Source organism: Kocuria kalidii (assembly GCF_044462225.1).
GTDB classification, from domain to species: domain Bacteria; phylum Actinomycetota; class Actinomycetes; order Actinomycetales; family Micrococcaceae; genus Kocuria; species Kocuria kalidii.
Map to the genome: position 1 here is coordinate 1 of NZ_JBISWJ010000061.1, position 14,909 is coordinate 14,909.

Here is a 14,909-nt window from a genome sequence, read left to right on the forward strand (position 1 = left end):
CCGCGGCCCCTCGCCGTGTCCGTACCCGCCCCCTGCCGGCAGCGCGTGCGCCAGCGCCTCCCGCAGCGCGTCAGGCGGTGAAGAAGGCACCCGCGACGGCGCCGAGGGCGGCGACGTCGTCCACGTGGCACAGCTCCCGGGCGGAGTGCATGGACAGCAGGCCGATGCCGACGTCGATCGTGCGCACGCCCAGCCGGGCCGCGGTGATGGGGCCGATCGTGGACCCGCACGGCACACGGTTGTTGGAGACGAACTCCTGGTAGCCCACGCCGGCGCGCTCGCAGGCCTCGGCCCAGATCCCGGCGCCCACGGCGTCCGTGGCGTAGTGCTGGTCCGCGTTGATCTTCAGCAGCGGTCCCGCCCCGGGCACCGGCCGGTTCACGGGGTCGTGGTGGCCCTGGTAGTTGGGGTGCACCAGGTGCCCGGCGTCGGAGGACAGGCACACGGACCCGGCCAGGGAGCGCCGGTGCTCGGCGGCGCTGCGGCCCAGGCCCTCGGCGATGCGCACGAGCACGTCCTCGAGGAACGGCCCCGCGGCGCCGGAGCGGGTGCGGGAGCCGATCTCCTCGTGGTCGAACGCGGCGAGCACCGCGATGTGCCGGCCCTGCTCGACCGTCTCCGCCTCCCGGACGAGGGCGCCCAGACCGGCGTGCACGGAGGACAGGTTGTCCAGCCGGCCGGAGGCGAACAGCGTCCCGCCCCGCCCGAACACGGCGGGGGGCTGCGAGTCCGCCAGCACCACGTCGTAGCCGACGATCCGGGCCGGGTCCACGGGACCGCCCTCCGCGTGCTCGGCCAGCAGCGCGAGGACGTCCGCGTCCTCCGGCTGCCCCACGCCCCAGATCGGCTGCACGTGCTGCTGCCGGTCCAGCTGCAGCCCCTTGTTGGCGTCGCGGTCCAGGTGGACGGCGAGCTGCGGGATGCGGGCCACGGGCCCGGTCGCGGTCAGCCGCTCGACCGGGGCGCCGTCCTGCCCGCGGAGCACGAGCCGGCCCGCCAGGCGCAGCTCGCGGTCCAGCCACGAGTTCAGCAGCGCCCCGCCGTAGGTCTCGACCCCCGCCTGGTACCAGGTGTGGGCGGTCGTGCTGGGCCGGGGCTTGAGCTTGAAGCCCGGCGAGTCGGTGTGCGCGCCGAGGATCCGGAACCCCGCCGCCGGCGGGACCTCCGCGGGCGTGCACCACGCGACGACCGCCCCGTCGCGGACGACGTAGCGACGTCCGCGCACGCCCGTCCGCGCCCAGTCCTGCGCCTCGTCCAGCCGGACGAACCCGGCCTCGTCCAGCCGGACGGACGCCGCGTGCGCGGCGTGGAAGGAGCTCGGCGAGTCCATGACGTAGCGGCCGAGGTCCTCGACGGCGGGCCGGGGCGCGGCGGTGGGGGTGGCGCGGGAGTCCATGCCGCCAGTCTACGGAAGGCGCTGCGTCCCGGGCCCGGGCACCGGTTCCGCCCGGCGACCGGGACAGGCCGGCGGGCCGGGGCAGATCCAGCCGCCGGGAAGGTGGTCCGTCCCGGCGGGTCCGCCCGGACCGTGGCCCCCGGGGACGTGACCCACCACGGGGAGCACGGGCGGCCGCGGCGGGTGCACGGTCCGGGTCACCTCCACGCCGCGCCGGCCTGCGGCGCGGACCACCAGCCACGCGAAGAGCACCTGCATGGCCGCCGAGATGACGAGCGCGATCCACGAGGACTCCTCGGCGTCCGGGTCGGCCAGTCCGAGGGCGCCGAAGAGCGTCGCGATCACGTTGTTGACCACGTGCAGGGCGATCGCCGCCTCGAGGCCACCGGTGCGCCAGGTGAGATAGCCGGCGACGACCGCCATGACCGCCACGGCGAGCAGCCCCCAGGTGTCGTACAGGTGCCCGAACGTGAACAGGGGCACCGGGAGCAGGATCGCGAACACGGGCCGGCGCAGCCACCGTCCGACGGTCTGCAGCAGATAGCCCCGGAAGACGAGCTCCTCGGCCGCGCACTGCAGCGGCACCACGAGCACGATCATCGCGATCAGCCACCAGAAGCCCTCGACCGGCCGCGGGGCGGCCGGCGGACCGAGCAGTGCGTACTCCACGAGGGCGGCGGCCGCGTGGCCGACCGCGTAGACGGCCAGGGCCACGAGCAGGCACCGGCCGAGGAATCCCCAGCGCAGCCGCCCCGTGACGGACAGCAGCAGCCCGGCGGGCCGGGGGCCCATGATGGCCCGGGCCGCGAGGAGCGCGGGGATCATGAGGACCAGGGAGAAGAAGAGCATGAAGAAGATCGCGGGGTCCATGATCTCGAGCTCCGCGGGTCCCAGGAAGATCTCGTCCAGGGCCTCCTCGCCGCGCGAGACCATGAGCCCCACGGCCCACACGATGCCGAACACGATGGCCAGCACCAGGTAGAAGGCCCCGAAGAGCAGCAGCTCCACGAGCGGTTTCCACCACCGGTGCTCGGGGTCGGCGTGGCCGAGCCGGTGGTACGGCAGGAGCCGGGGACGGGGATCCTCCCGGTGGTCGTCGGGGGAACCCTGCCCCCAGGGGGCTGCGCGTGTGGTCATGCCTCCCACGCTAGCCGCAGCCGGCGCGGGTGGGACACGCGACAGGTCGGGGTGCGGCCCCGGCGCCCGTCGCCGTGCCCGTCGCCGTGCCCGTCGCCGCGGCGGCCGGACGGATCACGGGGCGTCGCTGCGGTAGCGCAGGCCCATCTGCCGGCGCGCCTCGTCGAGCAGCTCCAGCACGAGCACCGTGTCCGCGAGGGGCATGCGGGGACTCTCGGTCAGTCCGGCCTGGAGGCACCGCGTGACCTCCCGCAGCTCGTGCGCGAAACCGTGCCCGACGGGCTGGAAGCGCTCCGTCCGCGGCGCGGCGCGCCCGGACCGGACCACCAGCTCACCGGGGTTGTACAGGGGCGCCCCGGTGCGCAGCCAGCCGTCCGTCCCGCTGAGGGTGACCGTGCCCGGGCAGTCCGCCTCGATGGACGTCGTGAGGTGTGCGTGCGCGCCGTCCGCGTACGAGAGGGTCAGGCCGTTGTGCAGGTCCACGCCGTCCTCGTGGAGGACGCCGCGGGCCGTGATGCCGTCCGGTGCGCCGAGCGCTGCGAGCGCCCAGGTGAGCGGGTACACGGCGAGGTCGAGCAGGGCTCCGCCTCCCGCCGCGGGATCCCAGATCCGGGACGCGCGGTCGAAGGGGACCGGGGCGCCGAGGTCTGCCTGGAGCCAGCGCACCCGGCCGATCGCACCGGAACGGACGACGTCGAGGACGCGCCCGAAGCTCGGCAGGAAGCGGGTCCACACGGCCTCCATCAGGAACAGGCCGCGGTCCCGGGCGAGCTCCCGCAGCTCCCGGGCCTCCCGGGCGTTCATGGTCAGCGGCTTCTCGCAGAGCACGTGCTTGCCGGCCGCGAGGGCGGCCCCGGCCACCGCACGGTGCTGGGCGTGGGGCGTGGCGACGTAGACGACCTCGACGTCGGGGTCCGCGACGAGACGCTCCCAGCCCGTGGTGCCGCCGTGGTCGTGGTAGCCGCGCACCGCGCCGAAGCGCCCCGCGAAGGCCGCGGCGGAGGTCGCGGAGCGGGAGCTGACCGCCGTGAGCACGGCGTCGTCGAGGAGCGCCAGGTCCTCGACGACGCGGCCGGCGATCGAACCGGTGGCGACGACGCCCCAGCGCACGGGCCTGCCCGTCGCCGCCGTGGGGTCGTCGCGCTCCGCCGGGGCGGACAGGGCGGCCGGAGCAGGAGGGTCAGCCGGGGCGGTCGAGGGTGCAGGAGGCATGGTCGCCTTTCGGACGGGAGCACGGAGGGCCGTCGACGGTGCCGGCGGACGGGGAGGGCCGGTCAGACGGAGTCCCGCAGCACCAGCGAGGTCGACATGATGGTCACGCGGTCCGTCGGCCGCCCCTCGATCATGTCGACGAGGGTCTCGGCCATCTTCCGGCCGAGTTCGATGATCGGGTGGTTCACGGTGGTCAGCGCGGGCGTGACCGACGTGGCGAAGGAGTCGTCGTCGAAACCGACCACGGCGATGTCCTCCGGGATCCGCAGGCCGCGGCCCTGGATCACGGTGTACGCCCCGGCCGCCATCTGGTCGTTCGCGGCGAAGACGGCATCGATCGGCCGGCCGCGGTCCAGCAGCCGCTGCATGGCGCCGGCCCCCGACGCGAGGGTGAAGTCCCCGACCTCCACCAGGTGGTCGTCCAGGCCTGCCTCACGCAGCGCGGTCCGCCAGCCGGCCAGCCGGTCGATGCCCGGCGGCATGTCCTGCGGACCGGCGATGGTCGCGATGCTCCGGCGCCCGCGCGAGGTGAGCAGCCGGGTGGCGCTGCACGCGGCGTCCTCGTTGTCCACCTCCACGTAGCAGGCGTCCTGGGCGCCGACGAGCGGGCGGCCGGCGAACACCATGGGCAGCGAACCGGAGAGGTGGGTCCACGAGTGGTCGCCGCTGTGGTGCGAGACCACCAGGGCGCCGTCCACGTTGCCGCCCAGCAGGAAGCTCCGGGTCTTCTCGGGCTTCGCCTCGGAGGCGATGACCATGTTCAGGGTGAAGTCGGTGTCCGTCAGGTGCATCGCGATGCCCTGGACCACGGTCGTGAAGAAGGGGTCCGCGAACACCTTCGACGTCGACTCCGGGATGATCAGCGCGACCGAGTTGGCCCGCCGCTTCGCCAGCGACCGCGCCGCCCGGTTCGGCGTGTAGTCCAGGGCGGTGATGGCCTCGCGCACCGACTGCGCGAGGTCGGGGTCGACGCTGGGCGAGTCGTTGACCACCCGGGACACGGTCGCCCGCGAGACCCCGGCCAGCGCCGCCACCATCTCGAGGGTCGGCACGGGCCGGGGACCGCCTGTGTCCTGCATCATGGTCATCTCCGGTGCTCTCGTCGTGTGCCCTGACATCCATGCTAGGCGCCGGTGGACGGTGCCACCGGCGTGCGCTCCGCCGCCGCGATGACCCCGGCGTAGGCGCGTCCGCTGTCCTTGACCGTGCGCTCGAAGGTCTCGTAGTCCACCCGCACGACGCCGAAGCGCTTGCCGTAGCCCCACGACCACTCGAAGTTGTCCAGCAGGGACCACACGAAGTAGCCGCGGACGTCCGCGCCCTCGTCGATCGCCTCCCCCACGGCCGCGATGTGGCCGAGCACGAACTCGGTGCGCTCCGTGTCGTGCACCGCGCCGTCGGCGCTCACGACGTCGTCGTAGGCCGCGCCGTTCTCGGTGACGTACAGCGGCGGCAGCGCGGGGTACTCCTGCCCGAGGCGCACCAGGAGCCTGCGGAGACCGTCCGGGTTCACCTCCCAGTCCATGGCCGTGCGCGGCAGGCCCCGGCTCGGGAACGCGATGTCCTCGGAGCCGATCCAGCACGACGACGTGGGACGGGTGGCACCGCCGGAGTGGCCGTCGCCGCCGGACGGGTCCGGGTGTCCGCTGATCAGGTCGTCGTGGTAGTGGTTCACGCCGAGGAAGTCCAGGGGGGCGCCGATGATCTCGAGGTCGCCGTCGCGGACGACGTCGCGCAGGCCGAACGGCTCGAGGTCCGCCAGGGTGTCCTCGGGGTACGCGCCGCGCAGGATCGGGTCCAGGAAGAGGCGGTTCTGCAGCGAGTCGAACCGCCGTGCGGCGTCGAGATCCACCGGGTCGGAGGCGTCGCGGGGGATCGAGTTGCTGAGGTTGAGGGTGATGCCGAGCTGCTCGACCCCGCGGGACCGGAGGTGCTCGACCGCGAGGCCGTGGGCGAGGTGCTGGTGGTGCACGGCGGCCACGGCGGCGCGCGGGTCCTGGCGGCCGGGCGCGTGCACCCCGGCCGCGTAGCCGAGCAGCGACGAGCAGAAGGGCTCGTTGAACGTGGTCCAGTGCCGCACCCGGTCGCCGAGCGCGGAGTGGACGTCGTCGGCGTACTCGACGAAGCGGTGGGCGGTGTCCCGGTGCGCCCACCCGCCCTTCGCCTCGAGCGCCTGCGGCAGGTCCCAGTGGTAGAGGGTCAGCCAGGGCAGGATGCCGGCCTCCAGGAGCTCGTCGACCAGGCGGGAGTAGAAGTCCAGTCCCTCGGCGTTCGGGGCCCGGTCCCCGGGCCGCACCCGCGCCCAGCTGGTGGAGAAGCGGTAGGAGCCGAGTCCGAGCTCCTTCATGATCCGCACGTCCTCCGGCATCCGGTGGTAGTGCCGGACGGCGTCCTCCAGGGTGTCGCCGTTGGCCACGGCGCCGGGGAGGCGGGCGAAGGCGTCCCACACGGAGTCCTCCTTGCCGCCCTCGTGCCCCGCCCCCTCCACCTGGGCCGCGGCGGTGGCCGAGCCCCAGAGGAAGCCCTCGGGCCAGGTGCGGTGGTGCGCTGCTGGGTGTCCTGCGGTTCGTGGCATCAGCCCTTCACTGCTCCTTGCATGATTCCGGAAATGAGTTGTCTGCCCGCGACGGCGAAGAGCGCCAGCAGGGGAAGCGTGGCCATGACGGCGCCGGCCAGGACGATCGAGTAGTCCACGTACCGGGCCGACTGCAGCTGGCTGAGCGCCGTCTGCAGGGTCGGGTTGCTCGCGTCGAGGACCAGCAGCGGCCAGAGGAAGTCCGTCCACGCCGTCATGAACGTGAACAGCCCGAGGATGGCCATGGCCGGGCGGGCCGCGGGGAGCGCGACGTGCCGGAAGGTGGCGATCATCGACGCCCCGTCCATCCGTGCCGACTCGATGAGCTCGTCGGGGATGACGTCCACGAGGTACTGGCGCATGAAGAACACGCCGAACGCGGTCACGAGCGTGGGGATCACGACCGCGCCGATCTCACCGGTCCAGCCCAGCTCGCGCATGAGCATGAACAGCGGGATGATGCCCAGCTGCGTGGGGATGGCCATGGTCGCGACGACCGCGACCATCAGCCCGTCGCGGCCCTTGAACCTCAGCTTCGCGAACGAGTACCCGGCCAGCGTGGAGAACGTGACCACCGAGACCGTGATGATGCCCGAGATGAGCACGCTGTTGCCGAGGGCCAGCCAGAACGGGATGGTGTCGAAGACCTCGCCCACGTTCGTCCAGAAGTTGCCGCCCGGCAGCAGCGGCGGCCAGGTGCGCCCGAGGGCCTCGTTGGAGCGGCTGCCGATGATCACCGACCACCACAGCGGGTAGGCGCTGGCCAGGAAGAAGGCGGTCAGCAGACCGTAGGTGAGGAAGCCGGGGCGGTGCCCGTCGCCGAGGATCCGCCGGCGCACGGGCAGCGCCCGGCTCCGCCGCGCCCGTGTCCTCGTCGGCGTGGTGGTGGTGGTCATCGTGTCCTCCTCGAGGTCCTGCGGGCCGGTGCTGCCGGTGGTGCCCCGGCGCCGGCGTTCGTCACCGCCGGAGGGGCCTCGGCCCCTGCACCACGCCGCCGGAACCCCCGTCCGTTCCTCCGCCGCGGCTCCCGCCGCTCGGACGCCGTCGCGATGCGGCGCGAGACCAGGTAGTTGACCAGGCCGAACAGCACGATGATCAGGAAGAGCAGCCAGGCGATGGTCGAGGCCTTGCCGAAGTTCTGCCGCTGGAACGCCATCTCCCACAGGTAGAGGACCGTGGTCTGGAACTGGCGCTGCGTGCCGCCGGCGGCCACGGGGTCGTAGAGCCTCGGCTCCGTGAAGATCTGCAGGCCGCCGATGGTGGTGGTGATGACCACGAACACCATCGTGGGGCGGATGCTCGGCAGCGTGATGCTGAAGAACCGGCGGACCGGGCCCGCGCCGTCGATCGCGCCGGCGTCGTAGAGGTCCCGGGGCACCGCCTGCATCGCCGCGAGCAGGATCAGCGCGTTGTAGCCGGTCCACCGCCAGTTCACCATCGCGGCGATGGCGATGTGGCTGGGCAGCGTCTCGTTCTTCCACATGATCGGGTCGATCCCGAGGCTGCCGAGGATGTTGTTGATGAGCCCGTACTGCTCGCCGAACATGTTCGTGAAGATCATGGCGACGGCAACGGGGGTGACCACGTAGGGCAGCAGGACGCTCATCTGCCACAGGGTCTTGGCGCGCAGGTTCTGGTCCAGCACCGCCGCGATCACGACCGCGACCGTCACCTGCGGGATGCTGGAGAGCAGGAAGATGCTCACCGTGTTGAACAGCGAGTTCCAGAAGAAGCGGTCCTGCAGCACCTCGGCGAAGTTCCCCAGTCCCACGAACTCGCCCCGGCCCGTCAGCAGGTGCCAGTCGAAGAGCGAGACGAAGAACGTGTAGCCGAGGGGGAACAGCCCCACCGCGGCGAAGAGGACGAAGAAGGGTGCGATGTAGAGGTAGGGAGAGGCTTTCAGGTCCAGGACGCTGAGCCGCTGTCTGCGGGTGGGTCGGGGCGGGGCCGGCGGCGTCACGGGGCGAGCCGCGGCGCCGGGCCGGTTCAAGGTGGTGGTCATGAGGCTTCTCGCGCTTCCGTGAGGGGGTCTCCGGCGGATTCCGGAGACCCCGTGGCCGGTCCTGCTAGTTGTTGACGACGAGGTCGTCGAGGAGCGTGAGCGCCTCGTCCCAGGCCTCGTCCGCCGTGGCGGTCCCGGCGTCGAGCCGCTTGAGCGGCGGCAGGAACACGTTCTCCTGGATCACCGAGTCGTCCGGTCCCTTGAACTGCGCGACGACGCCCTCGGCGCGGGACGCGAGGATCACCCCGGTGGGCGCGTCGTTGAACACGGGGTTCGGGGCGGCCTCCTCGACCAGCTTCTGCTGGGCCTCGACGGTGCTCGGGAAGTTGTTCGCCGCGGCCGACTGCTTGACCTGCTGCTCGGGCGCGGTCAGCCAGGCCGCGAGCTTCGCCGCCTCCTCCGGGTGCTCGGAGGTCTCCGGGACGGCGAGGAACGCCCCGCCCCAGTTCGAGGCGCCGCCGGGGAAGACGTCGGCGAAGTCCCAGCCGCTGTCCTCGCCGCCGCCGGCGGACTCGAGCTGGCCCTCGATGGTGCCCAGCATCCAGCCCGGGCAGACGAAGGTGGCGAAGGAACCGTCCACGAAGGCCTGGCCGTTGCCCCAGTCGAACTGGGTCTGGTTGGCGGAGAGGCCGTCCAGGGTGCCGGCGGCGAGCAGGTCGAAGCGCTCGCGCAGCTCCTCGTTGCCCTCCACGTTCAGCTCGCCGTCGGCGGTGTAGTAGCCCTCCTCGAGCTGGTTGACCATGGAGTTCCACACGAACCCGGACTGGTCGTACCAGGCCCTGCCCGTGGTGGCCTGGTACTCGCGGCCGAGGTCGAAGTAGGTCTCCCAGGTGGCGTCGTCGCCACCGAACAGCTCCGCGACCTCCTCGCGGTCGCTCGGCAGGCCGGCCTCCTCGAAGAGCTTCCCGTTGTAGCACAGGCCCTGGGGGCCGATGTCGGTGCCGTACCCGATGACGCGGCCCTCGGGGTCGGTCCCCTGCTCGAACTTCCAGGGCACCCAGCGGTCCTTGATGTCGGCGGCGCCGTGCTCGTTGAGGTCGACGAACTGGTCGGAGACCTCCATGATCGAGCCGAGCCAGCCCTCCTCGATGGCGGTGACGTCGCTGAGACCGGAGCCGGCGGCGATCTTGGTGAAGGCGTCGGTCCGCGCGTTGGAGCCGCGGTCGATGTTGGTGGCCTTGATGGTCACGCCCGGGTTGAGCTCCTCGTACTCGCCGTAGAGCTCGTCGTACCCGAACGTCCCGAAGGTGGTCACGGTCAGTTCGACGGGGTTGTCGGCGCTGGCCGGCTCGCCCGCACCGGCGCCGCAGCCCGAGGCCACGGCGGCGAGCGTCACCGCGCCCGCCAGGGCTGTCATGTTCTTGAGTCGCTTGTGTCCCACGATCACTCCTTGGTGTGTGAACGGCCGGAGAGGAGCTCGTGGTACTGAGAGAGCGCTCTCTGTGCTGTGCCACGACTGTATGTGCGTTGGGTCACAGCGTCAAGAGAGCGCTCTCTCAGAGTCGCAAAATGTTCTCGGAACGTCTGCGGCGCGAACGCCGGAGGGGTCTGCGGGGCGTCAGCCGGCGTAGCGGTCCACGAACGCGGCGAGGATCTTCTCCGGCTCGGTCACCGCCGGGCCGTTGCGGATCCGGTCCTTGACCTGCTCGGCCGCGCCCGCCGGGAAGTAGCCGTGCTCCTTGTACGCCTCGATCCGGTTGAGCAGTGCGGGGGCGTCCAGCTCGGGGTGGAACTGGGTCGCGTAGAGGTTCTGCTTGATCCGGAACATCTGGACGGGGCAGCCCGTGCCGGTGGCCAGCAGCACCGCGGCCGGCGCGAGGCGGCGCGTGCCCTCCTTGTGCCCCACGAACCCGTGGAACGCGGGGGGGAACTCCCGGAGCAGGGGGTCCCGCAGCCCCTCCTCCGTGAGGGACACCTCGACCACCCCGATCTCCTCGCCGCGGGTGCGGTCGACGACCCCGCCCTGGTGCGTGCCGAGGGTGCCGACGCCGTAGCAGGCGCCGAGGAAGGGGAAGTCCCGGGCGACGACCTCGTCGAGCAGGTCCCGCATCTCGGACTCGGCCCGCCGCTGGACCGCGGACTTCTGCTGCGGCGGGTCGGAGGAGTTGAAGGGGGACCCCCCGATGATGACTCCGGAGTAGCGTCCCAGGTCGATCGGCGGCATGGGCCCCGCCTCGAGACGGACCCGGTGGAGGCTGCTCTCCGGCAGGCCGCTGAACCGGCGGACGGTCTCGTACTCCTCGTCCGCGATGTCGTCCTCGGCACGGGTGGCGAGCAGCAGGAAGGGCTTCATGACTCCATGGTAGTCAGCGGGGGAGCCCCTCCCGGACCTCGCCGGGCGGCCAGCCGCTCCCGGTGGGCGTAGGCGTTGAACGACGTTCCGCGGCTGAACCCGAGCAGCGTGACACCGGCCTGGTCCGCGAGGTCCACGGCGAGCGCCGAGGGTGCCGAGACGGCCGCGAGCGCCGGGATCCCGGCCATGTACGCCTTCTGCACCAGTTCGAACGACGCGCGGCCCGAGACCTGCAGGACGGTCGAGCGCAGGGGCAGGAGGTCCTCGCGCAGCGCCCAGCCCACGACCTTGTCCACGGCGTTGTGCCGCCCCACGTCCTCGCGCACGCACAGCAGCTCGGGCTCGGCGGCGCCCTCGCGGCCGGCCCCGTCCGGACCGCCGGGGAAGCGGAAGAGCCCCGCGGCGTGGACGCCCCCCGTCGTGTCGAACAGCTTCTGCCCCGTCCGCAGCCGGTCCGGCAGCCCCAGGAGCGCGGGCACGGGCAGCCGGACCGCGTCCTCGGCCGGGTCGAAGGACGACACCTTCGTGACGGCCTCGATGGACGCCGTGCCGCACACCCCGCACGACGACGACGTGTAGACGTGCCGCTCCATGGACGTGTCCGGCAGGACGACGCCGGGATCGAGCCGCACCTCGACCACGTTGTAGGTCCGCTGCCCGTCCGGGCCGACGCCGCTGCGGTAGTCCATCCGCACGATGTCGGACGGCCCCCGCACCACGCCCTCGGAGACGAGGAACCCCGCCACGAGGTCGAAGTCGTTGCCGGGGGTGCGCATGGTGACGGTGAACGGGCTGCCGTCGAGCCGGATCTCCAGGGGCTCCTCGCCGGCCAGGGTGTCCGCCCGCCCGGCACCGTCGCCGTCGGCGGTGTACCGGTGCACGCGGCGTCGCTGGGATGCACGGGTCATGGTGGTCCTCCGGTCCGGGTGCTTCGGGGTGAAAGCCCTCCCCCGGCATCCTAGGCCCGCACCGGGACCGGCCGGAGCGGGGACATTACCGAACAGTAACGTCGGGCGAAGTGGGGACAGGACACCTCTGTTCGTTTGCATAGACTTTTGTCTAGAGTTGACGTGTCACGGGGAGGGCGGGCCGGGTTGCCGGCGGACTCCCCGGGCGGTCCACCCCGATTCCACGGCGGTGCCGCGGCTCGGTGCGCGAGGCGCGGCGGGCCCGGTCCCCGCGCAAGGGAGGACCGGTGCCCGCCGCATCCCGCGGGCACCCCACCGGGCGCCCGCGCCCCGACCCGGCGCACCGCTCCTCCACTGCACTCCCAACTCCTCTCGCTCGAAGGCGGAACCATGAACGCTGCACCGCAGAACCCCCAGTCCGAGTCCACCGCGCCGGGTGGCGGCAACCGGCGCGCCGGCAGGGCCGTCCTGGCCGGTGCCGTGGCCGTCGGTCTCCTCGCCGCCGGCGGCGGCACCTTCTCGCAGTGGTCCGACGACAAGGACGTCTTCGCCGCCGGCACCTCGCTGTCCACCGGCGAGCTCCGGCTCGGCACGCCGAGCACGCCCGTCTGGACCGACGGCGAGAACACCATCGACCCGGCCGTCTTCCGGGCCGTCCCCGGCGACACGCTGACCTTCAGCACCGTCACCACGGTGCAGGCGGAGGGCGAGAACCTGAAGGGGACCCTGGCCCTCGACCTGCCGGACGCCCTCCAGCAGGCCGTCGAGGCCGGCCACCTCGCCTACAGCCTCACGATGACGGGCCTGCAGGACGTGGACTCCGACGGTGACGACCTGTACACCGTCGCCGGTGACGTCGACGACGACCAGGACGTCACCGTCACCGCGACGTTCCTCTGGAACGCCGACAGCGTCGACGGGACCGCCGGCCAGAACATCACCGGCCTGCCCCTGCAGGACACCAGGCTGCTCCTCACGCAGACCGTGTGAGACGGTCCGGCCCCCGGTGCGGCTCCGCCGCCGCACCGGGGCGCTCCGCTCCTCGCACCCCCGCCCCGTCCCCTCCCCCCGCAGAGGCTCCCATGACCCGCTCCCCCGGGCCCCGCCCCCCGGCCACCGGCCGCACCCTGGCAGCCGCCGGGGCCGCCCTCCTGGCCCTGACGCTGCTCGGCAGCGGGTTCGGGACGGCCGCCCGCTGGTCCGCCGAGGCCCCGCTCGGGACACAGGCCGTCAGCACCGGCCGCCTGGCCGTCGAGCTCGGACCCACGACGGCCGTCCACGACCGGTCCGGGTCCGGTTCGGGCAGCACCGACGTCACCGCCCTGGCCGCGGTCCCGCACGTGACGGTCGGCGACGCGGTCACGGTCACGACCCGTGCCGTGCTCGCCGTGGAAGGCACCCGGCTCACCGCCACCCTGCGCGTGGATCCCGGCGTCCCCGCGGGCAGCCCTGTCCTCGGCAGCGCGCGGGTGGTTCCCGTGGCCGCCGCGCCCGCCCTCCCGGCCGCCCCGGGCGCGGCGGGCACGTGGACCGTGACGCCCGAGCACCACGGCGCGGCCTACGACGTGGAGGTCACCTACCGCGTGCCGGCCACCCGCAGCGGCGCCGCGCGCCACGACGCCGACCCCGCCGACTGGTGGGGTTCCGAGCTGCAGCACGTCACGCTCGACCTCGGCACGCCGACCGTCACGCTCGCCCAGAACTGACCCCCAGGAGACGCCATGCGCCAGTACCGCCACCTCACGGCCTACGTGCTCGGTGTCCTCGCCGTGCTCGCCACCATCGTCCTGACGACCCCCGGCACCGGCACCGATGCGGCGTGGGTCGACCGGCAGTCGTTCGCCGTGCCGGCCCTGGCCATGGGCGGGCTCGACGTGGCGCTGACCGCGGCCGGCGACGCCGCCCGCCTGGACAACGCCTCGGCCGCCGACCTCGAGTACCGGCCCGCCGCGGTCGAGGTCCGGCCCGCCGCCGGATCCGTCCCCGGGGACGTCGCGGACTTCCTCGGCACCGGCCCGTCGATCGCCTACCGCACCGGAGCGACGGGCTGCTCGGGCACGACCGGCCGGTGGGGAGCCGTCGTCCGGGGCACGGCCGGCACCCCGGTGACGTCCGTCGGCGGCGGACCGCGCGATCCGCTCCCCGCCGGAGAGCACCGGCCGCTGTGCCTGAGCGTCGCCACGACGGCCTCCGAGCGGGACGTGCTGCTGGCCTCCGCGGGTCGGACCTTCGACGTGGTCACCACGCTGGAGACCGTCTCCGCCGGGACCGGTTCCTGGTCGCGGGCGCACGAGTGGACGGTTCCGCACACCGTGGGCTTTCCTCCCGCGCAGCGGCATCCCCAGCGGCACCTGGCCTGCACGACCGCACGGTGGACCGAGACGGCGACCCTGCGCTGGGCCTGGCCGGACAGCAGCGTGACGGACCCGGTGGCGACGCCGGCCGTCCATCGCTGGAGCCTCATGGTGCGCCGCGTCGGCACCGCCGACTGGACGGAGGTCAGGAGCGGGTCCGGCGATCTCCGGGCGCTGGGCGTCAGCCGGTCGGAGCTGCCCGGCAACGGCGAGTACCAGGCCATGATCCGGGCGTACCCGTCCGCCGCGAGCGACACCTACGTCGACAGCGCGGACCTGTGGTCGGTGACGCGGTCGGCGAACTTCTGGAACCGCCTGTCCTGCGGCACGGTGACGGCCGCCCCCGGGGCCGGTGCGGCCGGCGTCGACGGGGTGTCCCGGTGAGGGCCGTGGCCCGCCGCGCCGTGCACGCCGTGCTCGCCGCCCTCCTCGCCGCGGTGGCCGCGCTCCTGCTCGCCGTCGTCGTCGTCCCGCTCGTGCTGGGGTGGGTGCCGCTGACGGTGCTCTCCGGCTCGATGGAGCCGACGGTCCCGACCGGCAGCCAGGTCGTCGTCCAGCCCCTCGAGGGCGAGGCCGACGCCGCCGGGCTGAGCACCGGGGACGTCGTGACGTTCATGCCCCACCCGGACGACCCCACCCTCGTGACCCACCGGATCGTGGGCGTCGCGGTGGACGGCGAGGGGCGCCGGAGCTTCACGACCCGGGGGGACGCGAACGCCGCCCCGGACGCGGACCCGGTCACCGCCACCCAGCTCCGCGGAGTGGTGCAGTACCACGTGCCCTGGGCCGGCCACGCGGCCACGCTCCTGGACGCGGAGCAGAAGCGCGGCGGGATCGTCCTGGCCTCCGCGGCCCTGTTCGGCTACGCCCTGTGGCAGCTCGTGGGCGTGGCCCGCGACCGCGGTCGGCGCGCGGACGGGGCCGTGGGGACCGTGTCGCCGGCGGACGCGCCGACGGAGCCGCTGCCGGTGGTGCCCGCCGTCCGGCACGGCGGCTGACCCCTTCATCGCCTCGCGGCGGCCGCCACGTCGC

14 protein-coding genes are annotated in these 14,909 nt (G+C 73.3%); 4 read left to right on the plus strand and 10 right to left on the minus strand.

Annotated features, from left to right (window positions below):
* Positions 1–70: 70 nt before the first annotated feature.
* From ACH9D3_RS08455 to fdhD, 10 genes are all read right to left on the minus strand, one after another.
* Positions 71–1,396 carry a M18 family aminopeptidase gene (locus tag ACH9D3_RS08455; protein WP_396410587.1) on the minus strand — a complete coding sequence of 442 codons (1,326 nt, stop codon included), beginning with the start codon at positions 1,394–1,396 and terminating at the stop codon, positions 71–73.
* Positions 1,397–1,405: 9 nt separating this feature from the next.
* Entirely contained in the window at positions 1,406–2,533 is a 1,128-nt protein-coding gene (locus ACH9D3_RS08460) for a CPBP family glutamic-type intramembrane protease (RefSeq protein WP_396410588.1), read from the minus strand.
* Positions 2,534–2,647: 114 nt separating this feature from the next.
* Positions 2,648–3,745 carry a Gfo/Idh/MocA family oxidoreductase gene (locus ACH9D3_RS08465; protein WP_396410589.1) on the minus strand — a complete coding sequence of 366 codons (1,098 nt, stop codon included), beginning with the start codon at positions 3,743–3,745 and terminating at the stop codon, positions 2,648–2,650.
* 62 nt (positions 3,746–3,807) lie between these two features.
* Positions 3,808–4,827, minus strand: a complete 1,020-nt coding sequence (locus tag ACH9D3_RS08470; RefSeq protein ID WP_396410590.1) for a substrate-binding domain-containing protein — start codon at positions 4,825–4,827, stop codon at positions 3,808–3,810.
* A gap of 41 nt (positions 4,828–4,868) precedes the next feature.
* Positions 4,869–6,320, minus strand: coding sequence for a GH1 family beta-glucosidase (locus ACH9D3_RS08475; RefSeq protein WP_396410591.1), 1,452 nt, complete (start codon positions 6,318–6,320; stop codon positions 4,869–4,871).
* The gene (locus ACH9D3_RS08480) at positions 6,320–7,216 is read right to left on the minus strand and encodes a carbohydrate ABC transporter permease (protein WP_396399613.1); all 897 of its coding nucleotides are present in this window, start codon (positions 7,214–7,216) and stop codon (positions 6,320–6,322) included. Before ACH9D3_RS08480 ends, ACH9D3_RS08475 begins: the two co-directional genes overlap by 1 nt.
* Complete coding sequence (locus tag ACH9D3_RS08485; protein WP_396410592.1) at positions 7,213–8,322, minus strand: ABC transporter permease subunit; 1,110 nt, start codon at positions 8,320–8,322, stop codon at positions 7,213–7,215. Before ACH9D3_RS08485 ends, ACH9D3_RS08480 begins: the two co-directional genes overlap by 4 nt.
* Positions 8,323–8,386: 64 nt before the next feature.
* Positions 8,387–9,679: an ABC transporter substrate-binding protein gene (locus ACH9D3_RS08490; protein WP_396399666.1), complete on the minus strand. Its 1,293-nt coding sequence runs from the start codon at positions 9,677–9,679 to the stop codon at positions 8,387–8,389.
* A gap of 201 nt (positions 9,680–9,880) precedes the next feature.
* Positions 9,881–10,615: a glutamine amidotransferase gene (locus ACH9D3_RS08495; protein ID WP_396410593.1), complete on the minus strand. Its 735-nt coding sequence runs from the start codon at positions 10,613–10,615 to the stop codon at positions 9,881–9,883.
* Positions 10,612–11,523 (minus strand): formate dehydrogenase accessory sulfurtransferase FdhD, encoded by a 912-nt coding sequence (gene fdhD, locus ACH9D3_RS08500; protein ID WP_396399616.1) that lies wholly within the window; start codon positions 11,521–11,523, stop codon positions 10,612–10,614. The genes ACH9D3_RS08495 and fdhD overlap by 4 nt, the downstream gene beginning before the upstream one ends.
* A gap of 390 nt (positions 11,524–11,913) precedes the next feature.
* On the opposite strand from fdhD, the gene ACH9D3_RS08505 reads away from it, so the two are divergent.
* The 4 genes from ACH9D3_RS08505 to ACH9D3_RS08520 all read left to right on the plus strand — a co-directional run bounded on the left by ACH9D3_RS08505 (position 11,914) and on the right by ACH9D3_RS08520 (position 14,875).
* Positions 11,914–12,513: an alternate-type signal peptide domain-containing protein gene (locus ACH9D3_RS08505; RefSeq protein ID WP_396410594.1), complete on the plus strand. Its 600-nt coding sequence runs from the start codon at positions 11,914–11,916 to the stop codon at positions 12,511–12,513.
* 92 nt (positions 12,514–12,605) lie between these two features.
* Positions 12,606–13,229 (plus strand): hypothetical protein, encoded by a 624-nt coding sequence (locus tag ACH9D3_RS08510; protein ID WP_396410595.1) that lies wholly within the window; start codon positions 12,606–12,608, stop codon positions 13,227–13,229.
* A gap of 15 nt (positions 13,230–13,244) precedes the next feature.
* Complete coding sequence (locus ACH9D3_RS08515; protein WP_396410596.1) at positions 13,245–14,261, plus strand: hypothetical protein; 1,017 nt, start codon at positions 13,245–13,247, stop codon at positions 14,259–14,261.
* On the plus strand, positions 14,258–14,875 hold the full coding sequence (locus ACH9D3_RS08520) for a signal peptidase I (protein WP_396410597.1): 618 nt from the start codon (positions 14,258–14,260) through the stop codon (positions 14,873–14,875). The genes ACH9D3_RS08515 and ACH9D3_RS08520 overlap by 4 nt, the downstream gene beginning before the upstream one ends.
* Positions 14,876–14,909: the final 34 nt, after the last annotated feature.

Excerpts from the sequence above, each read along its gene's own strand:
- ACH9D3_RS08455 (WP_396410587.1), bottom strand. The coding sequence starts at position 1,396 with ATGGACTCCCGCGCCACCCCCACCGCCGCGCCCCGGCCCGCCGTCGAG.
- ACH9D3_RS08460 (WP_396410588.1), bottom strand. The coding sequence starts at position 2,533 with ATGACCACACGCGCAGCCCCCTGGGGGCAGGGTTCCCCCGACGACCAC.
- ACH9D3_RS08465 (WP_396410589.1), bottom strand. The coding sequence starts at position 3,745 with ATGCCTCCTGCACCCTCGACCGCCCCGGCTGACCCTCCTGCTCCGGCC.
- ACH9D3_RS08470 (WP_396410590.1), bottom strand. The coding sequence starts at position 4,827 with ATGATGCAGGACACAGGCGGTCCCCGGCCCGTGCCGACCCTCGAGATG.
- ACH9D3_RS08475 (WP_396410591.1), bottom strand. The coding sequence starts at position 6,320 with ATGCCACGAACCGCAGGACACCCAGCAGCGCACCACCGCACCTGGCCC.
- ACH9D3_RS08480 (WP_396399613.1), bottom strand. The coding sequence starts at position 7,216 with ATGACCACCACCACCACGCCGACGAGGACACGGGCGCGGCGGAGCCGG.
- ACH9D3_RS08485 (WP_396410592.1), bottom strand. The coding sequence starts at position 8,322 with ATGACCACCACCTTGAACCGGCCCGGCGCCGCGGCTCGCCCCGTGACG.
- ACH9D3_RS08490 (WP_396399666.1), bottom strand. The coding sequence starts at position 9,679 with ATGACAGCCCTGGCGGGCGCGGTGACGCTCGCCGCCGTGGCCTCGGGC.
- ACH9D3_RS08495 (WP_396410593.1), bottom strand. The coding sequence starts at position 10,615 with ATGAAGCCCTTCCTGCTGCTCGCCACCCGTGCCGAGGACGACATCGCG.
- fdhD (WP_396399616.1), bottom strand. The coding sequence starts at position 11,523 with ATGACCCGTGCATCCCAGCGACGCCGCGTGCACCGGTACACCGCCGAC.
- ACH9D3_RS08505 (WP_396410594.1), top strand. The coding sequence starts at position 11,914 with ATGAACGCTGCACCGCAGAACCCCCAGTCCGAGTCCACCGCGCCGGGT.
- ACH9D3_RS08510 (WP_396410595.1), top strand. The coding sequence starts at position 12,606 with ATGACCCGCTCCCCCGGGCCCCGCCCCCCGGCCACCGGCCGCACCCTG.
- ACH9D3_RS08515 (WP_396410596.1), top strand. The coding sequence starts at position 13,245 with ATGCGCCAGTACCGCCACCTCACGGCCTACGTGCTCGGTGTCCTCGCC.